The following is an 18,203-nucleotide window of genomic DNA, read 5'->3' as shown; positions in this document are numbered from 1 at the left end:
AGCCGGAGGACCCTAATGGCCCCCCGGCTCCCACTTACAAGGATTGTGTTGATCAATCGATCAGGAAACTGTCCAGGCTTTTACCGGAATCCAGCGCTTTTTTAATCGCTGCCGGGGTGCGACCCTGACCTGTCCATGATTTCTGCTCACCGTTTTCATCGGTGTAAGAATATTTAGCCGGACGCGGCGCACGCTTGGTGCGTTTTTTTCCGCTTTCCAGCGCACCTAATAATTCATTAGGATCGATGCCGTCAGCCAGCAGCATTTCGCGATATTTAGACAGCTTTTCTTCTTTTTCGCGATTCTGCGTCTCTTCCGCTTCTGCTTCTTCGCGGCGCTCAGTAACAACAACGGTTAATTTTTCCAGGATCTCTTCAAGATCGGTCAGTGGCAGTTCACGAGCCTGGGCACGTAATGTGCGAATATTGTTCAGTACTTTAAATGCGTCACTCATCACAATGTCCTTGATTAAGGGGGGTTAATAAAACTGTAGCGCCAAGATTACCTAATTCAAATAAAAAAATAAATTATTTTTACGCTACAGATAATTCTTAAGTATTAATTCAGACAAAACAGCACTATTAAAATCGGCAGTGCCTGACGTTTTATTAACGCTGAATTAACAACAAATCGTGCTCCGGTTCCATTGTTGAAAACGATTTCAGAGGCTTTATACCGAAAGCTGACCGTTTACCTTATCTCCTAAAGTGGGTTTTTACAGCATCATTATTTACGGATGCGCACCTGCTGATAGCCGATTAAAAACATGCTCTGATCGCGATCTCAGTCACACCAGCTTACAGATTATGCTTAAAAATCGCCCTCAAGGCCGTTAAATAGCCCAAAATAATTAACGCCCTGATGAATTTTTAATAATGCCCACTGCTATCTGTTAACTTTTTTTTGCCGCTGCGTTTAGCAGCAGAGTCAGATTATTCGCAGTTCCCTCAGCTGTGCAATAACAGTTCTGCCTGACGCAGGCGGAGGAATAGTTGCGCCCGGGTTACCTGCCTGCTCATGAGGCGACTTAAAAAATCCGTTCAGGAAATAAATTCAGGAAGGTGACAGAGTTCAAAAAGCTGAATCAGAATAGACCAGCAACATAAAAATAACGTTGCTTCTCGGTTGCTTAAAATAACCCTGTGCTTATCACGCGTTTATTTTCTGCTGCCTGTGTCGGGCAGAGCGTCGGTGAGACACCCGGTTATTCAACAGGTTAGATAATCATCAATCGCCGTGAGAGGCTGTCAGCCTCTGACGTAATGCTGACAGGAAGAAAGATTAAGGGCGGTTACTGCACAGAGGCAGCGACCGCCAGAGGACTAATTTGCCTGGGTGGCCGGGCCAAATACCGGATATTGCGGCATCTCAACGTTCTGATACGTTTCCCAGCCGCCGCCCAGCGCTTTATAGAGCGCAACTAAATCAAGTGCGCTCTGCATCCGCGCCTGTGTCGCCTGCTCCTGCGCCTGTGCCAGCTGACGCTGTGCATCCAGCACCTCAAGGAAGGTTGAAAGCCCCTGCCGGTAACTGTCGCTGGCGAGATCAAAGGCGCGCTGAAGGGCACCGGTCGTCTCATCCAGCGCAGTGACACGCTGCTGATCGGCGCGATAGCTGACCAGCGCATTCTCCACATCCTGCAATGCCGTCAGCACCGTCTGACGGTAATCCAGTGCGGCGCTGGCCTGCTGTGCCCGGGCGAGTTTGACGCTCGACACCAGCTGCCCACCCTGGAAGATCGGAATCGACAGCGACGGGCCGTAACTGTAGAAATGGCTGCTCCAGTTATCCAGATAGCTGACGTCGGTATTGCGCACGCCCAGCTGACCCGTCAGTGACAGGCTCGGGAAAAGCTGCGCCACAGACACGCCGATCTCAGCGGTTTGAGCATGCAGCGTCGCTTCAGCCTGACGAATATCGGGACGACGACGTGCCAGCGTGGAGGGAATACCCACCGGGACAAACTGCGGTAGCGGTGGTAACGCTTTTGGCGTACTGAGTTCAGCATCCAGCGCACCCGGCGTTTTACCAAGCAGCACCGCCAGCCCGTTCATCGCCTGTCGTGCCTGTGACTGATACTGCGGCAGTTGCGCCTGCAGCGTGCTGAGCTGGGCTCGGGCATTTTCCACATCGGTCAGCGGTGCCAGTCCATTCTGCTGCTGACTCTGCGTAAGCTCGGTGGTCTGCTGCGCTACCTCAATCTGCTGCTGCAGCGTCTGAATGGTGCTCTGCGCGCCTCGCAGCTGCAGCCAGGCTCGCGCTACTTCGGCTTCCAGTGAGACCAGCGCATCATTGCGCTGCTCTATCGCCGCCTGCTGCTGGGCATTAGCGGCCTCAACCTGACGGCGCACTTTGCCCCACAGATCAAGTTCCCAGCTGGCATCAAAGCTACCCTGATAAAGGTTAACCGGCTGGGTCAGGCCATTGAGCTGGCTGGCCACGTTGCTGTCGAGCTGATCGGTCGCGCCATTGGATTTCAGCAAGCCTTTAAGTCCAAGCTGCTGTCGCGTCACTTTGGCCGAACCGTTCAGACTCGGGAACAGACTCCCCTGCGCCTGTGTCAGCTGTTCACGCGCCCCGGCAATGCGCAGCACCGTCTGCTGCAGGCTCAGGTTGCCCGCAATCGCCCGCTCAATCAGGCTATCGAGCTGTGGATCGTTAAAGCTGCGCCACCAGCGTGAATTAATGGCGGCAGTTTGCGGTTTTGACGCCTCCTGCGAATCCAGCGTGTTGTAGCTGCCCGGCACGGCGGGTTTCGGTGCCTCATAGTCAGGTCCGACGGCGCAGCCTGCCAGCCCCAGGGCCAGCAGTAAACTCAGGGGTTTCAGGCGATGAGAGAAATAAACCTTCATGTTAGTGTGCTCCTGCACTGCCTTCGCTCTTAATCGGCGAAAGCAGCCAGCAAAATGGAATCAGAATCAGGGCGACAATACTCAGGCCTGAGAAGACATCGATGTAAGCGAGGATGCGCGACTGCGCAATCATCTCCTGATAGAGCTGTCCGGTTGCCAGCGTAACGGGATCACCCACCGCCGAGGTAAAATCACGTATCGCCTGCGCCCAGTGCTGAAGCGTAATGTTGAACGGCTCGTTCAGCGGCGTCATGTTATGCACCATATGCGCCGAGCGTACCTGCTCGCGTTCGGTGATGGCCGCGGTCGACAGCGAGATCCCAATCGATCCGGCCACGTTACGGAACATGGTAAACAGCGCCGAGGCGTCAGCATTAAGCCGCTGCGGAATGGTGACAAAGGCGATAGTCGTGAGCGGGACAAACAGGAAACCCAGCCCGATCGACTGCGCGCTGCGCATCAACACCAATGTTTTAAAATCGACATTGGGCGTTAAGGTGGAGGAGTAGAGAAACGCCACGGCCAGACAGCTGAAGCCAAACGCGATGATGTATCGCGTCTGTACAATCGGCATCAGTTTCAGCACCAGCGGAATCGTCAATACAATCAGCACTGCGCCAGGCGACAGCACCAGCCCTGACCAGGTGGCGGTGTACCCCAGATCCTGCTGCGCCAGCTGTGGCAACACCACGGAGCTGCCATAGAGAATCATCGCCATCCCAGCCATCAGCAGGCCAGCCACCCAGAAGTTGCGGTCTTTCATCACCAGAATATCGACCACCGGCTTACGGGCATACATCAGCCAGTAGATGGCACCGACGATGCCGACCAGCGCCAGCACCGCGAACAGCACGATAAAGTGTGAAGCGAACCAGTCCTCATCTTCTCCACGATCCAGCATAACCTGCAGGCAACCCAGCCCCAGCGTAATCAGACTGATACCGATGTAATCGATCTTCAGTTTGCCTTTGGCCCATTTACGCTCCCACGGTGGATCTTCCAGCAACTGATAAATGGCCAGCACGGTCAGCACGCCGACCGGAATGTTAATAAAGAAGACCCAGCGCCAGCTGTAGTTATCAGTAATCCAGCCACCCAATGTCGGACCAATAACCGGCGCGACAATAATGGCGATAGAGGAGAGACCAAACGCCTTGCCGCGATCTTCCGGCTTGAAGTAGTCCAGCAGCACGGACTGCTGAACCGGCTGCAATCCGCCGCCAAAAAAGCCCTGCAGCACGCGGAACAGAATGATTTGCCAGAGTTCCGTGGCAATACCGCACAGGAACGAGCAGATGGTAAACATCACGATGCAGATCAGGAAAAACTGTTTACGGCCAAACAGCCGGCTGAAGAACGCAGAGATAGGCAGCACGATGCCGTTTGCCACCAGATAGGAGGTCAGCACCCAGGTTGACTCATCGTAACTGGAAGAGAGCGAACCGGCGATATGTGGCAGCGCCACGTTAACGATGGTGGTGTCGAGGATCTCCATAAACACCGCCAGCGTCACCGTGATCGCCACTAACCACGGATTACTGGCGGGTTTCCAGCTCTGCGCCGTACTCATTCCACGGTTACCTTCGGTTCAACCGAGAGACCCAGCGGCAGCGGATGGTTCGGATCAAGGCCCTTATCGATAACGATTTTCACCGGCACGCGCTGAACGATTTTCACGTAGTTACCGGTGGCGTTTTCTGACGGGAAGGTTGAGAAGCGCGAACCGGAACCCATCTGAATACTGTCGACATGCCCTTCCAGCTTCATATCCGGCCAGGCATCGACGCTGATGTCCACTTTGTCGCCCGGATTCATCCGTTGCAGCTGAGACTCTTTAAAGTTCGCCGTAACCCAGATCTCAGGTGAGACCAGCGAGAACAGAGAGGAACCGGCCTGCACCAGGGTGCCCAGCTGAACGTTACGTTTAGTAATGAACCCGTCATAAGGCGCACGAACCTGGGTATAGGAGAGATTCAGATCGGCTGTACTTAACTGCGCCTTTGCCTGCTCAACCTGTTGCTGACGCGCTTCAACATTGGTCTCCTGCTGACGAATCTGCAGGGCGACCTGTGACGCAACTTCAACCTGCGCTTTCGCGCTTTGTAACTGCGCCTGCGCCGAACGTAACTGCGCGGACGCGCTGTCGATATTACGCTGACTGGTCGCACGCGGGTCAACGCCACGCTGGCGACGATAATCGGCCTGCGCGTTTAGCAGGTTCGCTTCTGCTTTCGCCTGGTCCGCCAGCGCCTGATCGCGCTGTGCCGGATACTGTACTTTTGACAGCGCCAGCTGTGCCTGCGCCTGATGCAGCTGTGCGACCGCTAAGCCAAGCTGCGCATTAGCCTGTTCACGCTGAGCACGGTTATCACTGGGATCGATTTCCACCAGCAGATCGCCCTTCTTCACCCGCTGGTTATCTTTTACCAGCAGCTTCACGACATAGCCGGACGCTTTAGGCGCAATGGTAACGGCATCGCCTTCAGTAAAGGCGTCATCGGTGGTTTCAATATTGCGGGTAGAGAACCAGAACCAGAATCCGACAATCAGCATAACCACCACCACCACCGCCAGAATAATCAGCGGCTTTTTACCGGGGCGTTTACGCTCAGGCTGCTGGTCGTTGTCCTGATTTTCCTCTGACTGACGGCTTTTGTCCGTCGCGTTATCTGCGTCCTGCTGGTGTTGATCGCGTTGGTTATTCTCGCTCATAGTTCCCATCACTGGCTAAGGCCCTGATTCCGGGCATAAAGGTCCTGTTAACCTTATCTCGGAAATTGACAAAATCCAGTGCAACTTTACGAAACTTGAGGAATGGCGCACATCCTGCCACTTGATGGGCGTAGCAGGATGCGTCCGGGCTAATGGAGTAACTGCAACAGCAGCCAGCCGCTGGCCATTGACCAGGCCAGCAGAGGAAGGGAAAAGAGATGGAATTGCCACCAGACAGCTTTGTCTTTCGCCATGCGCAGGGCAATGAGGTTAGCAAGCGATCCCGGCAGCAGACCGAAGCCGCCAATGTTGACGGCCCAGGCGAGCACATCCGTCGGCGGTACTTTTTGCAGCAGCAGAATCGTTGCCGGGACGTTGCTGATCACCTGAGACAGACCAATCGCCAGCAGATAGAGCTGTCCCTGGCCGAAATGCGCTACCGCATCAAAGTGCGCCTGCATTACCGGCAGACGCGTCAGCAGGAAGACGTCAATAAACATGGCGATAAACACCGCCAGCAGGCTCCAGTCGATGCGCAGCAGCACCGGACGTGCCATCACCAGGAAAGTGGCGAGGATCAGCAGCAGTATCCAGCCAGTGATCTCCAGCTCCAGACCGGCAATAAACAGCAGGTACAACACGACGCTTACGATAAACAGCGGCTTCTGCCACTGCGGCTGTTCCGGGTTGTCATGCTTATCAATCGACCGCTTTGAAAAGCTGAACCAGGTTAACACCACCAGACTCAGCAGCAGCCAGGCGGCCAGTGGCAGCATCTGCACGATAAATGCCACCACGCTCAGCTTGCCGTGGCTCCACAACAGAATGTTCTGCGGATTGCCAACCGGCGTCAGCAGCGATCCGGCATTAACCGCCAGCGCCTCAAAAATAATCAGTCGCGAGATCGGTAAACGTGAGAACTTACGCAGCGTCAGCGTCAGCGGCACCAGAATGAACAGCGCCACATCGTTGGTTAAAAACGTCGAGAGCAACGCCGCAGCCAGCACCATAAAGAGTGCAAGCGCCCGTTCGTGCCGGAAGCGCGCAATTAGCCGTCCCCCCAGCACGTCAAAGTAGCCACTGGTTTCCAGCCCTTTGGTCAGAATCAACAACCCGGTGAGCGTGATGATGGTATGCCAGTCTACGGCACCGGGCAGATCGGCCCAGCGGAAATCCGCCAGAAATGCCAGAACTACACCAATCACGATTAATAAATGCAAAATAGAGTCATGCAAAAAAGATCGAAGCAGTTGAGGCATGGTGAGGGTACGCCTTAGCGTTAACGGGTTTCGGAGAACTTCTTAAATACAGCCAGCGTTTCATCACTGACGTGATGCTCAATACCTTCTGAATCGCGTCGGGCCGTTTCGGGGCTGATGCCTAACGCCAGCAGAAAACTTTCAACAATATGATGACGGGCGCGGCTCTCTTCTGCCAGCTTTTCGCCTTCACCGGTCAGGAAAACACCGCGGTAAGGCACCTGCTCAACCAGCCCGGCACTGCCAAGGCGCTTCAGCATTTTCGCCACGGTCGGTTGCGAAACGCCCAGACGGGCCGCCATATCGACCTGACGAGCTTCGCCAAATTCACCAATTAAATCAGAGATTAACTCAACGTAGTCATCAATTAATTCCCGACGATGCGCTTCACGCACCTGCCGAAAACCTTCGACATGCTCTTCAATATCTTTCAGTGGTCCTTTTGGCGCAGAAACCACGCTTTTAGCACGACGACTCATTCAGCTTCCTCATTATTATTTCCCGTATTGACACTGCTATACGGATTTAGCTGCGCTCATTGTAAACCAGCCGCAAAGAAGCTCAAATTTTTCGTCATTAGGCTTGGCTAAACAATATAGCCAGTGCTATATTTGTTGATAATGTAAGCAGCAAAAAGCGGGATCCCGGTTGATCCTCTGTTGCGCCGGTGTGATGATGTTTCTCACCGCAGGCTGCTGACTACCGCGTCGACAATGATTGGGAGGTGATTCTATGAGCACCCTGAAATGTTGCTTAGATTGCAGCAAATGCTTCCAGGCTGAGAAAAAAACAACCACGGAGATGAAATCCTGGCTGTGCCTGCTGACGCGTTCCCCGTTCACACTGCGTCTGATGTTGATTGAAAAGCTGCTGGGCCATAAGCCTGCCGATCGTCGCTGCCAGAATCTGATCTGGCGCGGCTAATCCTGATTCAGCGCCTTTCAGCCAGCGGCTGAGAGGCTTACTCCCCTCTTTTTCATCCCTTTTTCTTATTTGCCCACGAAAACTTTATGCCTTACGGCATTAACAGCTACGGCTGGTTATCGGCTGTAGATAGCAGAAGCCATCGGAGATCGGTTCGGGATGAAGGCGAGCGGGGCAAAATCAGCACAATAAAAAACGGCCCACAAGGGGCCGTTTTTTTGCAGGTCAGCTAAGCTAAACTTAGAAGCTGTAACCTACGCCAGCAATCCAGGTGCCAACGTCAACGTTACGGATACGGCTCTGCTCGTAACCAACGTCCAGCGCAACGTCCTGAATTGGGTTAAACTGCAGACCTGCACCGTAGGAGAAGCCTACGTCGCTTGAATCAGTTTTAGCGCGTGATGCAGTATCGTTCTGCTGGAATTTACCGTAGCCGATACCCACAACACCGTAGATGCTAGCCCAGTCGTTCAGACGGAAAGCTGGACCACCGGTCACACCGTAGTACTGGCCTTTATTGTAGATGCCAGCTTCGGTACGATCTTTTTCAGTGTAGGTGAATGAACCGATCCAACCCAGTGGGTTAGAACCGTCTTCGTAGCGGTATTTCAGGTTGAAGCCGTTAGCTTTGTTAGCCACGCCCTGATAGTCGCTCTGAGCATAGCCACCAGTTACGGTGCTCTGTGCCATTGCTGAACCTGCAGATACTGCCAGTACACAGGCTAATGCTGAAAGACATGCAATTTTTTTCATAACCACCTCAAATGTGAAAATACTTCTCTCCTGACAACGCTGAAAATATAACAAAAAATAGCGAGAAACTCTGCCCGGATTTTGTTGTCTAACAGAAAGTTTGGTGTAACAGGAAGTTAATGCGACATCCTATGTCATTCATTTTTCTTATAAAATCCGTCATCTTTCTGCAATAATCATTTTGTGCTCATTTCGTGCTTTAAGTTAAATCCTAAAAAATCCTGACATTTCTTTACCTAAATGGCCCTGATTCTGGCCAAAATTTGCTCAGTTAAGTCAGATTTAAAACGCGATTCCGTGATTCTTTGCCCGCTATTTCCTTTACACTGGCTGACTCATTACGTTTTTGACCAGGAAAAGTACACAGGATGTCTGCCTCTCCCGCTTCCAAAAATCTTGCCCCGATAGTCATGCCGATTGCCGTACTACTGATTGCGATGCTGTCGCTGCAGGGCGGCGCTTCACTGGCAAAAAGCCTGTTTCCTTCTGTAGGTGCCACCGGGATTACCGCACTGCGCCTGGGCTTTGGTACCCTGATACTCTGCGTCATTTTCAAGCCCTGGCGTTTACGCTTCAGCCGGGAGCAGCGTCTGCCCCTCCTGATGTATGGACTGGCTCTGGGCACCATGAATTTCACGTTTTATCTGGCGATTCGCACCGTGCCACTGGGCGTGGCGGTGGGACTGGAATTTACCGGCCCGTTGGCGCTGGCGCTATTTGGATCGCGCCGGCCACTGGATTTTGTCTGGGTGTTACTGGCGGTGATTGGCCTGTGGTTCCTGCTGCCGTTTGGTACAGACATGACCGCGATTGACCCGCTGGGCGCAGCGCTGGCAGTGGGGGCGGGTGCCTGTTGGGCGATCTATATCCTTGCGGGACAACGGGCAGGTGCAGAGCATGGCCCCGCAACCGTAGCCATCGGTTCGCTGATCGCCTCGGTCATTTTTGTGCCGCTTGGGCTGACGTTCGCCGAAAGCGGCATCTGGACATGGGCGGTTATGCCAATCGCGTTGCTGGTCGCGCTGCTTTCCAGCGCCATTCCCTATTCACTGGAGATGATCGCCCTCACCCGCTTACCGGCGCGCATTTTCGGCACGCTGATGAGTCTTGAACCCGCCATGGCCGCCTTTTCCGGCATGCTGTTTCTGGGTGAAACGCTGACCGGGCTTCAGTGGCTGGCGCTGCTGGCCATCATCATCGCCTCAGCCGGTTCAACACTGACTATGCGTCCGAAAAAGAGTCAGTTAAGCAGCGTTGAATTATCAGACGACAGGCATAAATAAGCGATTTCAGCCCGCCACGCTGGCGGGCGAAATAACAATCATGCTCAGCATGAGAATTATTCTTAACCGCTGCGCTTTACGGCTCATCCTATTTTGAAACAGTCATTTACCTGTTATTTACAACTCATTATAACGTTATGATTTAAAAAGCTATTTAATAATAGTTATATTTTAACATAGCTTTAACCTTGCTCGCCCAGCCCGGCCTTTAATTAAAGACGCACGCTATTTCATCCATCGTCAAAGTCGTTTCTGCAAAGCTCAAAAGCGCTGCTATACTTATCAAGTACTTGATTAGGACAACCATCAAAGAGAGGACCGAAACGATGAGTACCGCTAAATTGGTTAAAACGAAATCTTCTGACCTGATTTATACCCGCAACGACGTGGCCGAAGATGAGAAGAAAGCCACCATCGCGGTGTTGAACCGTCTGGTAGTCGAGTTTATTGACCTGTCATTGATCACTAAGCAGGCGCACTGGAACATGCGCGGTGCTAATTTTATCGGTGTGCATGAGATGCTGGATGGCTTCCGCACCACGATTACTGACCATCAGGACACCATTGCCGAGCGTGTGGTTCAGCTGGGCGGCGTGGCGCTGGGCACCACGCAGGTTGTGAATGACAAGACTCCGCTGAAAAGCTATCCGCTGAATATCCACAGTGTGCAGGATCATCTGAAAGCGCTGGCCGATCGTTTCAGCATTGTGGCGAACGATACCCGCAAAGCGATTTCAGAAGTGAAAGACGAAGATACCGCTGACATCTTTACTGCGGCATCGCGCGATCTGGACAAATTCCTGTGGTTCATCGAAGCCAATATTGAATAACACGTATTGCACTCAATCAGGCGGGGAAACCCGCCTTTTTTACGCCTGTGTTACCGCAATTTTATGACCCTGTTAACAGTTCTTTCCTCCCCCGCTTCACAGCCTTAACATCTGAGGCAAACTACCGCTTGCACCAAAACAGTTATCTGCACCAAAGTTGAGCACCAATAAGGTGCAATGGCAGAATTAACTGCAAAATCGTGTCAGCTGTGTTATTTAACTCTCTGATTTCGCGGATTTTGCAAAGTTGGCATAATTCTTTCATATGACAAGCCGCAAACGCAGGCCCTGCCGCCTGGTAGTAAAAAAGGAAAAATGATGAAGTCACTGTTAAAAGTTTCTGTGGCCGCGCTGGCGCTGGCCTTCTCCCTCTCTTCCACCGCAGCAGAAAAGAAGCTGGTCGTCGCTACCGATACCGCCTTTGTTCCGTTTGAATTCAAACAGGGTGACAAGTATGTCGGCTTTGACGTGGATCTGTGGGATGCCATTGCGAAAGAGCTGAAGCTCGATTACACCCTGAAGCCAATGGACTTCAGCGGCATTATCCCTGCACTGCAAACGCGCAATGTCGATCTGGCACTGGCGGGTATCACCATTACCGAAGAACGTAAAAAAGCGATCGAGTTCTCTGATGGCTATTACAAAAGCGGTCTGCAGGTGATGGTGCGTAACAATGAAAACAACATCAAAGGCATCAGCGATCTGAACGGTAAAGTCGTCGCAGTGAAAAGCGGCACCGGCTCTGTGGAATACGCCAAAGCCAACATCAAGTCTAAAGATTTGCGTCAGTTCCCGAACATCGACAGCGCTTACATGGAGCTGGGCACCAACCGTGCAGACGCGGTGCTGCATGACACGCCAAACATCCTGTACTTCATCCACACCGCCGGTAAAGGCCGCTTTAAAGCGGTAGGCGATTCAATTGAAGCGCAGCAGTATGGCATCGCCTTCCCGAAAGGCAGCGACGATTTACGTGAGAAGGTAAACGGCGCACTGAAAACCCTGAAAGAGAACGGCACCTACAACACGCTTTATAAAAAATGGTTCGGCACTGAACCTAAATAATAATTTGCCCGTTATCTGATTTCAGCAGGGAAACTTTTTCCCTGCTTTTTTCCATCGCAACATATCTGGAGTGACACCATGGAGTTTGACTGGAGCGTCATCTGGCCCGCCATGCCAGCGCTGCTCGAAGGCGCCAAACTGACCTTAATTATCTCAATCATTGGCCTGGTTGGCGGCCTGTTTATCGGGCTGGTGGCCGGTTTTGCCCGCGCTTACGGTGGCTGGCTCACCAATAACATCGCACTGGTGTTTATCGAAATCATCCGCGGCACCCCTATCGTGGTGCAGGTGATGTTTATTTACTTTGCGCTGCCGATGGCATTTCCTGATCTGCGTATTGATCCTTTCACCGCCGCCGTGGTGACCATCATGATTAACTCCGGCGCGTATATTGCCGAGATCACCCGTGGTGCCGTGCTGTCGATCAACAAGGGATTCCGTGAAGCCGGACTGGCGCTTGGCCTGTCGAGCCGCGAGACGCTGCGCTACGTGATTATGCCGCTGGCACTGCGTCGTATGCTGCCGCCGCTGGGCAACCAGTGGATTGTCAGCATCAAAGATACTTCACTGTTTATCGTTATCGGCGTGGCCGAACTGACACGGCAGGGTCAGGAGATTATTGCCGGTAACTTCCGCGCTCTGGAGATCTGGAGTGCCGTCGCGATCATCTATCTGGTGATTACGCTGGTGTTGAGCTTTGTGCTGCGCCGCATTGAGAAAAGGGTGAAAATCCTGTGATTGAATTTAAAGATGTCTCCAAGCATTTTGGCCAGACCCAGGTGCTGCACAATATCGATCTGAAGATTAACCAGGGCGAAGTGGTGGTGATTATCGGCCCATCCGGTTCCGGTAAGTCGACGCTGCTGCGCTGCATTAACAAGCTGGAAGAGATCACCAGCGGCGAGCTGATTGTTGATGGCCTGCGCGTTAACGACCCGAAAGTCGACGACCGCCTGATCCGTCAGGAAGCCGGGATGGTGTTTCAGCAGTTTCATCTGTTCCCACAGATGAGTGCGCTGGACAACGTCGCTTTCGGTCCTATCCGGGTGCGCGGTGCCAGCAAAGAGTCAGCACGCCAGCTGGCACGAGAGCTTCTGGGCAAAGTAGGTCTGGCAGAGCGTGCGCATCACTTCCCGTCCGAGTTGTCCGGCGGCCAGCAGCAGCGTGTGGCGATTGCCCGTGCGCTGGCGGTCAAGCCGAAGATGATGCTGTTTGATGAGCCAACCTCTGCGCTGGACCCGGAGTTACGTCACGAAGTACTGAAAGTGATGCAGGATCTGGCGGAAGAAGGCATGACGATGGTGATTGTGACGCACGAAGTGGGCTTCGCGCAGAAGGTCGCCTCGCGTCTGATCTTTATCGACAAAGGCCGGATTGCGGAAGATGGCGATCCCGACAGTCTGATCAGCAATCCCCCCAGCGAACGTCTGCGCGAATTCCTGCAGCACGTCTCCTGATCAAAACGGGCCGCTAAGCGGCCCGTTAAGCCTGATGACAACCTAAACCAGGATAAATCTGGCAGCAACGAACAAACCCGAAGTAAAGGGAACACGGCCAGAAGAGGAAAGCGTCCCGCGCCAGGGACGGCGCGGGCCGAGCGTGTCATGGATGACAGCCTTTGCGTCTTTCCGATCTGACCGTGTTCCCTGTGCCAGCTCGGTCTTACCGCCACCGAGTTGGACGTTGTCAACAATCAAAACGGGCCGCTTAGCGGCCCGTTTTTTTTCCTCTTCGTCCGCAGCTATACTCGTTACCCGCGTTAAGACATGCCTTAGCTTCCCAGGCGACTCAGCAGCTTGCTGCGCTGGGCGGCAGGCATAAAACTCCACGCCAGGAAGCGGCTCTGCTTCTGACCCTGCGCCATATTCACCACCCGCACCTCTTCGACCTCGAGCGCCTGCAGCTGTTTTTCCAGCGCTGGTAAATTCTCTTTGCGTGACACCAACGAGGTAAACCAGCCAGTCTGGCGACCAAACGCCACGCTCTCGGCGATCATCTTGCCGATAAACGCCTTTTCGCCACCGGGATACCACAGCTCATTATGCTGACCGCCAAAGTTAAGCGGCGCACTTTTATCCAGCCCGAGATTGCGCACTTTACGCTGCGATCCCGAGGACGCCTCTTCAGCCGACGCGTGGAACGGCGGGTTACACATCACCGCGCTGAAAAATTCATTTTTGCTGACCACGCCCGCCAGCACCGCATCGCTGTTTTTCTGACGACGCAGACGGATCTGACGCGTCAGGCGCGGATTGGCTGCGACAATGCGGTTAGCGGCTTTGATGGCGGCTTCATCTATCTCAGTACCGGTGAAGCGCCAGCCATATTCCGCCGCACCAATCAGCGGATAGATGCAGTTTGCGCCGCAGCCGATATCCAGCACGTCCGCCGCCGGGATCGCGCCGTTGTTGTCCAGCGCCAGCAGATCGGCCAGGTAGTGCAGATAATCGGCGCGTCCTGGCACCGGCGGGCAGAGTGAGCCGGGGGCCAGCTGCCAGTCGATGTCATAAAACAGTTTGATGAGCGCCTGGTTCAGCAGCATCACCGCCTCCGGGTCCGCGAAATCCACGGACTGCACGCCATAACCGTTAGGCCGGACTTTCGCCGCGAGCGGCGGATGGGCAGCGGTTAGTGCGGCAAAATCGTATTCACCCTGATGGCGATTGCGGGCGTGGAAGGGCGACGTGCTGGCTGACTTTTTCATACGTTCTCTCAATTATTCAGGCGCGCGTACAATACGCTGTAGGCGGCGGAAAATAAACCCGCACCATCCGCTTACCTCTTTCCGATTCCGTCGGGTGATGCTGTCGGGCTAAGATAAATAAAATCATCTGCTGGAGACGTTATGACCCGGAAACGCTATTCCTATCAACCCCGTGCTGGTCACGGACTGCCGCACGATCCGCTGAACGCCATTATCGGGCCGCGCCCGATTGGCTGGATTAGCTCTGTCAGCGCCAGCGGTCAGCACAATCTGGCCCCTTACAGCTTCTTTAACTGCTTCAACTATCATCCGCCGATTATCGGTTTCGCCAGCAGCGGCTGGAAAGACAGCGTGCGGAATATTGCAGAGACCAAAGAGTTTGTCTGGAACCTGGCGACCCGTCCGCTGGCCGAAGCGATGAATGAAAGTTCTGCCTCGCTGCCTGCCGATCAGGATGAGTTCGCCTTTGCCGGGCTAACGCCGCTGGCCGCGTCACAGGTCAGCGCCAGCCTGGTGGCGGAAAGCCCGGTCAACTTCGAGTGCCGCCTGACGCAACTAATTCAGCTGCAGGATGCCAGCGGTAACCTGCTCGACAGCTGGCTGGTGATGGGCGAAGCGGTGGCGATTCACATCGATGAATCGCTGCTTGAAGAGGGCATCTATCAGACCGCCAAAGCCGAGCCGATTCTGCGCGCGGGCGGACCCAGTGCCTATTACGGGATCAGTGAGGCGCAGCGCTTTGATTTAGTCCGCCCGGACGCCCGCCGCAGGTAATCTCACTCCACAAGCGCATCGGCCCGGTGCGCTTTAATCTGCGCCACCGCGCGGGCAATGTCGGGGGCCAGCCAGCGATCCTGCTGCCAGCGATCAACCACCTGCCGCAACAGCTGCCAGGCCCGCCGCGTGCCTGCTGCCAGCTGTGATTCACCGTGAAACTCCAGCGCCTGCGCCGCCAGCAGATACTCAATCGCGATAATGTGATCGACATTGCTGACCAGCTTCAGCAGTTTCAGCGCCGACCCGGTGCCGAGACTCAGATGATCCTCCTGTAATCCCGAGGTGACATAGTTGTCGAGCACCGCAGGCTGCGCCAGCTGACGGTTTTCCGCGCAAAGCGAGGCCGCCACATATTGCGCAATCATCATGCCGGAATTGACGCCAGGCTCCGCCACCAGAAACGGCGGCAGGCCGCTGACCAGCGGATTCACCAGCCGATCCAGCCGTCGCTCGGCAATACTGCCCAGCTCCGCCAGCGCAATCGCCAGCAGGTCGCAGGCCATCGCCACCGACTCACCGTGTGGATGTGACTGCGACACCACACGCCAGGCCTGTGGCGTGCCCAGAATCAGCGGATTGTCGGTACAGGCGTTGAGTTCGGTCTCCACCTGACGGGCGGCATGGTCGAACTGATCGCGGCAGGCACCGTGCACCTGCGGCATCGACCGCAGGCTTAGTGCATCCTGAGTCCGGATGCCGACGCTCGCGTTCAGCAGCGGGCTGTCACGTAACAACTGGCGCAGACGTTCGCCGCTGCGCTGAATCCCCGGACTGGCCTTGAGCGCCAGCACCTCAGGGTCAAACGCCACCAGCTGTCCGCGCAGCGCCTCAAAGCTCATCGCGCCGGTAACATCCGCCCAGTCCAGCAGACGTTCAGCATCGTCCAGCGCCAGACAGGCTAAGCCGGTCATGCAGGGCGTGCCGTTAACCAGGCTCAGCCCCTCTTTTGCGCCAGGCCGGTAAGGGACTAATCCCGCCTGTTCCAGCGCCTGCTGCGCCGGGATGATTTCGCCACGCCACTCCACCTCGCCGATGCCAATCAGCGCCAGGCCGATATGCGCCATGTGGGTCAGATACCCCACCGATCCCTGCGACGGCACCTGTGGCGTAATCTGCAGATTCAGCAGCGCCAGCAGCTGCTGCACCAGCGCCACTGAGACACCCGATTTGCCGTGGCTGTAGTTGGCAATCGCGGCGCACAGAATGGCGCGCACCTCCACTTTTTTCAGCACCGGCCCGACGCCACAGGCGTGGCTCATCAGAGTATTGCGCGACAGCTGGCCCAGCTCATCTTCAGACAGCGTGATGTTACAGAGCGCTCCCAGCCCGGTATTGATACCGTACGCCACCTGCCCCGCCGCCACGATGTTGCCGACTATTTCACGGCTCTGCGCGATGCGCTGCCAGGCGCTGTCGCTTAGCGTCAGGGTGGCACCGTGCCGGGCAACCTGCACCAGTTCCTGCCACCTGAGCGGACCCTCGCCCCAGACCCGCGTCTGCTTCGTCACGTCACTCATACCACCGGCTCCACCTGATGATGACTGGAAATAAACTGCTTAAAGCGCGTCGATCCCGCCTCGCCGAACATCGCCTCTGGCGTGCCCTGACAGTCAATGGTGCCCTGATGCATAAACACCACCCGATTTGAGACGTTGCGGGCAAAACCCATCTCATGTGTAACCACCAGCATGGTGCGCCCCTCTTCCGCCAGGCTGCGCATGACCTTCAGCACCTCGCCCACCAGTTCCGGGTCCAGTGCTGACGTCGGCTCATCAAACAGCATCACCTCCGGGTCCATTGCCAGCGCGCGGGCAATCGCCACCCGCTGCTGCTGACCACCCGAAAGCTGGGCGGGATAGAAGTCTTTGCGGTTCAGCAGACCAACCCGATCCAGCAGCTGCTCCGCCTGGGCGATGCAGGCTTTTTTATCACGCTTCAGCACGTAGTGCGGCCCTTCAATGACATTCTGCAGCACGGTGAGATGCGACCAGAGGTTAAAGCTCTGAAACACCATCCCCAGTCGGGAACGCAGCCGTTCAATCTGACGCGGATTGGCCGCCAGCTGATGCCCGCGTGCATGGCGCTTCATCTCAATAGTTTCACCGCCGACGCTGACCACGCCGGAATCGGGCGTCTCCAGCAGGTTAATGCAGCGCAGCAGCGTACTTTTGCCCGATCCGCTGGCACCAAGAATGGAGATGACATCGCCCTTGTGCGCCTGCAGCGAGATGCCTTTCAGCACCTCCATGGCACCAAAAGATTTATGGATATCGCTGGCCGACAGCGTGGCGGGTTGCAGTTCAGACATTTTTCTCTCCTCCGGTAATCGGCTTAGCGGTCAGTAACGGCTTTTTTTCCGGTTTATGTACCGGCGTCAGACGCCGCTCCAGCAGGGCATAGAGTTGAACAATAATGAAGTTGAGGATCAGGTAGATCGCCGCCGCACAGAGAAACACTTCCATGGTGCGGTAAGTGCGCTGAATGATCTGCTGCGCCACGCCGGTAACATCCCAGACCGTCACCAGGCTGGCCAGCGCGGTCGATTTCACGAGCAGGATCGCTTCGGTAGAGTACGCGGGCAGCGCGTAACGCAGCATCACCGGCGCGATAATCCGTCGCAGCAGCAGCCCGCGCGACATACCGCAGGCCATTCCCGCTTCCACCTGACCGGGCGGCACCGCCAGCAGCGCACCACGCAGAATCTCCGCGGTGTAGGCAGCGGTACAGAGCGACAGAGCCAGCACCGCACAGGTAAAGGGCTCTCGCAGGAACGGCCAGAAGAGACTGTGACGGATTACGCCAAACTGCCCCAGACCGTAGTAGATCAGGAACAGCTGAATCATCAGCGGCGAGCCGCGAAATACCAGAATGTAACCACGGGCAAACGCGCTCAGCACCCGCCAGCGGCTCATGCGCAGTGCCAGAATACCCACCGCCAGCACGCCTCCGCAGAGAAACGCGCTGATAAACAGGCCCAGCGTGACCGGCAGTGCAGCGCTGAGTTTAAGGAAGGTGTCAGTGAGGAACGCAAAATCGATCATAAG

The 18,203-nt window shown here is 55.1% G+C and carries 18 protein-coding genes; 7 read left to right on the top strand and 11 right to left on the bottom strand.

The genetic code is table 11. The features are described 5' to 3' along the window. Positions 1-52: 52 nt before the first annotated feature. The 6 genes from AC6I8C_RS05930 to mntR all read right to left on the bottom strand — a co-directional run bounded on the left by AC6I8C_RS05930 (position 53) and on the right by mntR (position 7,302). The gene (locus AC6I8C_RS05930; RefSeq protein ID WP_003850507.1) at positions 53-454 is read right to left on the bottom strand and encodes an H-NS family histone-like protein; all 402 of its coding nucleotides are present in this window, start codon (positions 452-454) and stop codon (positions 53-55) included. 868 nt (positions 455-1,322) lie between these two features. Next, a complete protein-coding gene (locus AC6I8C_RS05925) occupies positions 1,323-2,852 on the bottom strand; it encodes an efflux transporter outer membrane subunit (RefSeq protein WP_497821887.1) in 1,530 nt (509 codons plus the stop codon). A gap of 1 nt (position 2,853) precedes the next feature. Next, the gene (locus AC6I8C_RS05920) at positions 2,854-4,422 is read right to left on the bottom strand and encodes a DHA2 family efflux MFS transporter permease subunit (RefSeq protein WP_013357256.1); all 1,569 of its coding nucleotides are present in this window, start codon (positions 4,420-4,422) and stop codon (positions 2,854-2,856) included. Further along, positions 4,419-5,564 carry an HlyD family secretion protein gene (locus tag AC6I8C_RS05915; protein ID WP_033782445.1) on the bottom strand — a complete coding sequence of 382 codons (1,146 nt, stop codon included), beginning with the start codon at positions 5,562-5,564 and terminating at the stop codon, positions 4,419-4,421. The genes AC6I8C_RS05920 and AC6I8C_RS05915 overlap by 4 nt, the downstream gene beginning before the upstream one ends. Before the next feature lie 149 nt (positions 5,565-5,713). Next, positions 5,714-6,823: an SLC13 family permease gene (locus AC6I8C_RS05910; RefSeq protein WP_107319456.1), complete on the bottom strand. Its 1,110-nt coding sequence runs from the start codon at positions 6,821-6,823 to the stop codon at positions 5,714-5,716. A 20-nt stretch (positions 6,824-6,843) separates the two neighbouring features. Continuing rightward, on the bottom strand, positions 6,844-7,302 hold the full coding sequence (mntR, locus tag AC6I8C_RS05905; RefSeq protein ID WP_010254350.1) for a manganese-binding transcriptional regulator MntR: 459 nt from the start codon (positions 7,300-7,302) through the stop codon (positions 6,844-6,846). 253 nt (positions 7,303-7,555) lie between these two features. Here mntR and AC6I8C_RS05900 point away from each other — a divergent pair, with 253 nt between their 5' ends. Beyond that, the gene (locus AC6I8C_RS05900; RefSeq protein ID WP_033782439.1) at positions 7,556-7,747 is read left to right on the top strand and encodes a hypothetical protein; all 192 of its coding nucleotides are present in this window, start codon (positions 7,556-7,558) and stop codon (positions 7,745-7,747) included. 240 nt (positions 7,748-7,987) lie between these two features. On the opposite strand, the gene ompX is transcribed toward AC6I8C_RS05900, so the two are convergent. After that, positions 7,988-8,500 (bottom strand): outer membrane protein OmpX, encoded by a 513-nt coding sequence (gene ompX / locus AC6I8C_RS05895; protein ID WP_013357252.1) that lies wholly within the window; start codon positions 8,498-8,500, stop codon positions 7,988-7,990. 368 nt (positions 8,501-8,868) lie between these two features. On the opposite strand from ompX, the gene rhtA reads away from it, so the two are divergent. The 5 genes from rhtA (at position 8,869) to glnQ (ending at position 13,135) form a co-directional block, all read left to right on the top strand. Further along, positions 8,869-9,783, top strand: coding sequence for a threonine/homoserine exporter RhtA (gene rhtA / locus AC6I8C_RS05890; RefSeq protein WP_033731969.1), 915 nt, complete (start codon positions 8,869-8,871; stop codon positions 9,781-9,783). 326 nt (positions 9,784-10,109) lie between these two features. Further along, a complete protein-coding gene (gene dps / locus AC6I8C_RS05885) occupies positions 10,110-10,613 on the top strand; it encodes a DNA starvation/stationary phase protection protein Dps (RefSeq protein WP_497821886.1) in 504 nt (167 codons plus the stop codon). A 318-nt stretch (positions 10,614-10,931) separates the two neighbouring features. Next, the gene (gene glnH, locus AC6I8C_RS05880) at positions 10,932-11,678 is read left to right on the top strand and encodes a glutamine ABC transporter substrate-binding protein GlnH (protein ID WP_013357249.1); all 747 of its coding nucleotides are present in this window, start codon (positions 10,932-10,934) and stop codon (positions 11,676-11,678) included. 78 nt (positions 11,679-11,756) lie between these two features. Beyond that, positions 11,757-12,416, top strand: a complete 660-nt coding sequence (gene glnP, locus AC6I8C_RS05875) for a glutamine ABC transporter permease GlnP (protein WP_497821885.1) — start codon at positions 11,757-11,759, stop codon at positions 12,414-12,416. Further along, positions 12,413-13,135, top strand: a complete 723-nt coding sequence (glnQ, locus tag AC6I8C_RS05870; protein ID WP_009091231.1) for a glutamine ABC transporter ATP-binding protein GlnQ — start codon at positions 12,413-12,415, stop codon at positions 13,133-13,135. Before glnP ends, glnQ begins: the two co-directional genes overlap by 4 nt. A 314-nt stretch (positions 13,136-13,449) precedes the next feature. Here the strand turns inward: glnQ and rlmF are convergent, their stop codons facing one another. Then, positions 13,450-14,382 carry a 23S rRNA (adenine(1618)-N(6))-methyltransferase RlmF gene (gene rlmF / locus AC6I8C_RS05865; RefSeq protein ID WP_497821884.1) on the bottom strand — a complete coding sequence of 311 codons (933 nt, stop codon included), beginning with the start codon at positions 14,380-14,382 and terminating at the stop codon, positions 13,450-13,452. Positions 14,383-14,523: 141 nt separating this feature from the next. Between rlmF and AC6I8C_RS05860 the strand changes: the two genes are divergently transcribed. Continuing rightward, positions 14,524-15,156, top strand: coding sequence for a flavin reductase family protein (locus AC6I8C_RS05860; protein WP_110331594.1), 633 nt, complete (start codon positions 14,524-14,526; stop codon positions 15,154-15,156). 2 nt (positions 15,157-15,158) lie between these two features. Here AC6I8C_RS05860 and AC6I8C_RS05855 read toward each other — a convergent pair whose 3' ends face one another. Genes AC6I8C_RS05855 through AC6I8C_RS05845 form a run of 3 tightly spaced genes read right to left on the bottom strand, consistent with a single transcriptional unit; the run spans position 15,159 to position 18,200 of the window. Continuing rightward, positions 15,159-16,676 carry an HAL/PAL/TAL family ammonia-lyase gene (locus AC6I8C_RS05855; RefSeq protein ID WP_497821883.1) on the bottom strand — a complete coding sequence of 506 codons (1,518 nt, stop codon included), beginning with the start codon at positions 16,674-16,676 and terminating at the stop codon, positions 15,159-15,161. After that, positions 16,673-17,467 (bottom strand): ABC transporter ATP-binding protein, encoded by a 795-nt coding sequence (locus tag AC6I8C_RS05850; protein ID WP_497821882.1) that lies wholly within the window; start codon positions 17,465-17,467, stop codon positions 16,673-16,675. The genes AC6I8C_RS05855 and AC6I8C_RS05850 overlap by 4 nt, the downstream gene beginning before the upstream one ends. Next, positions 17,460-18,200, bottom strand: a complete 741-nt coding sequence (locus tag AC6I8C_RS05845) for an ABC transporter permease (protein ID WP_033731964.1) — start codon at positions 18,198-18,200, stop codon at positions 17,460-17,462. The genes AC6I8C_RS05850 and AC6I8C_RS05845 overlap by 8 nt, the downstream gene beginning before the upstream one ends. Positions 18,201-18,203: the final 3 nt, after the last annotated feature.

The organism is Pantoea sp. X-Soil-YNGN-844 (genome assembly GCF_059730595.1).
Note: the sequence above shows the minus strand (reverse complement) of the source record. Positions and strands in the feature narration are given on the sequence as shown.

What these genes read in the sequence shown, in the direction of transcription:
- AC6I8C_RS05930 (WP_003850507.1), bottom strand. Translation starts at nt 454, where the DNA reads ATGAGTGACGCATTTAAAGTACTGAACAATATTCGCACATTACGTGCC.
- AC6I8C_RS05925 (WP_497821887.1), bottom strand. Translation starts at nt 2,852, where the DNA reads ATGAAGGTTTATTTCTCTCATCGCCTGAAACCCCTGAGTTTACTGCTG.
- AC6I8C_RS05920 (WP_013357256.1), bottom strand. Translation starts at nt 4,422, where the DNA reads ATGAGTACGGCGCAGAGCTGGAAACCCGCCAGTAATCCGTGGTTAGTG.
- AC6I8C_RS05915 (WP_033782445.1), bottom strand. Translation starts at nt 5,564, where the DNA reads ATGAGCGAGAATAACCAACGCGATCAACACCAGCAGGACGCAGATAAC.
- AC6I8C_RS05910 (WP_107319456.1), bottom strand. Translation starts at nt 6,823, where the DNA reads ATGCCTCAACTGCTTCGATCTTTTTTGCATGACTCTATTTTGCATTTA.
- mntR (WP_010254350.1), bottom strand. Translation starts at nt 7,302, where the DNA reads ATGAGTCGTCGTGCTAAAAGCGTGGTTTCTGCGCCAAAAGGACCACTG.
- AC6I8C_RS05900 (WP_033782439.1), top strand. Translation starts at nt 7,556, where the DNA reads ATGAGCACCCTGAAATGTTGCTTAGATTGCAGCAAATGCTTCCAGGCT.
- ompX (WP_013357252.1), bottom strand. Translation starts at nt 8,500, where the DNA reads ATGAAAAAAATTGCATGTCTTTCAGCATTAGCCTGTGTACTGGCAGTA.
- rhtA (WP_033731969.1), top strand. Translation starts at nt 8,869, where the DNA reads ATGTCTGCCTCTCCCGCTTCCAAAAATCTTGCCCCGATAGTCATGCCG.
- dps (WP_497821886.1), top strand. Translation starts at nt 10,110, where the DNA reads ATGAGTACCGCTAAATTGGTTAAAACGAAATCTTCTGACCTGATTTAT.
- glnH (WP_013357249.1), top strand. Translation starts at nt 10,932, where the DNA reads ATGAAGTCACTGTTAAAAGTTTCTGTGGCCGCGCTGGCGCTGGCCTTC.
- glnP (WP_497821885.1), top strand. Translation starts at nt 11,757, where the DNA reads ATGGAGTTTGACTGGAGCGTCATCTGGCCCGCCATGCCAGCGCTGCTC.
- rlmF (WP_497821884.1), bottom strand. Translation starts at nt 14,382, where the DNA reads ATGAAAAAGTCAGCCAGCACGTCGCCCTTCCACGCCCGCAATCGCCAT.
- AC6I8C_RS05860 (WP_110331594.1), top strand. Translation starts at nt 14,524, where the DNA reads ATGACCCGGAAACGCTATTCCTATCAACCCCGTGCTGGTCACGGACTG.
- AC6I8C_RS05855 (WP_497821883.1), bottom strand. Translation starts at nt 16,676, where the DNA reads ATGAGTGACGTGACGAAGCAGACGCGGGTCTGGGGCGAGGGTCCGCTC.
- AC6I8C_RS05850 (WP_497821882.1), bottom strand. Translation starts at nt 17,467, where the DNA reads ATGTCTGAACTGCAACCCGCCACGCTGTCGGCCAGCGATATCCATAAA.
- AC6I8C_RS05845 (WP_033731964.1), bottom strand. Translation starts at nt 18,200, where the DNA reads ATGATCGATTTTGCGTTCCTCACTGACACCTTCCTTAAACTCAGCGCT.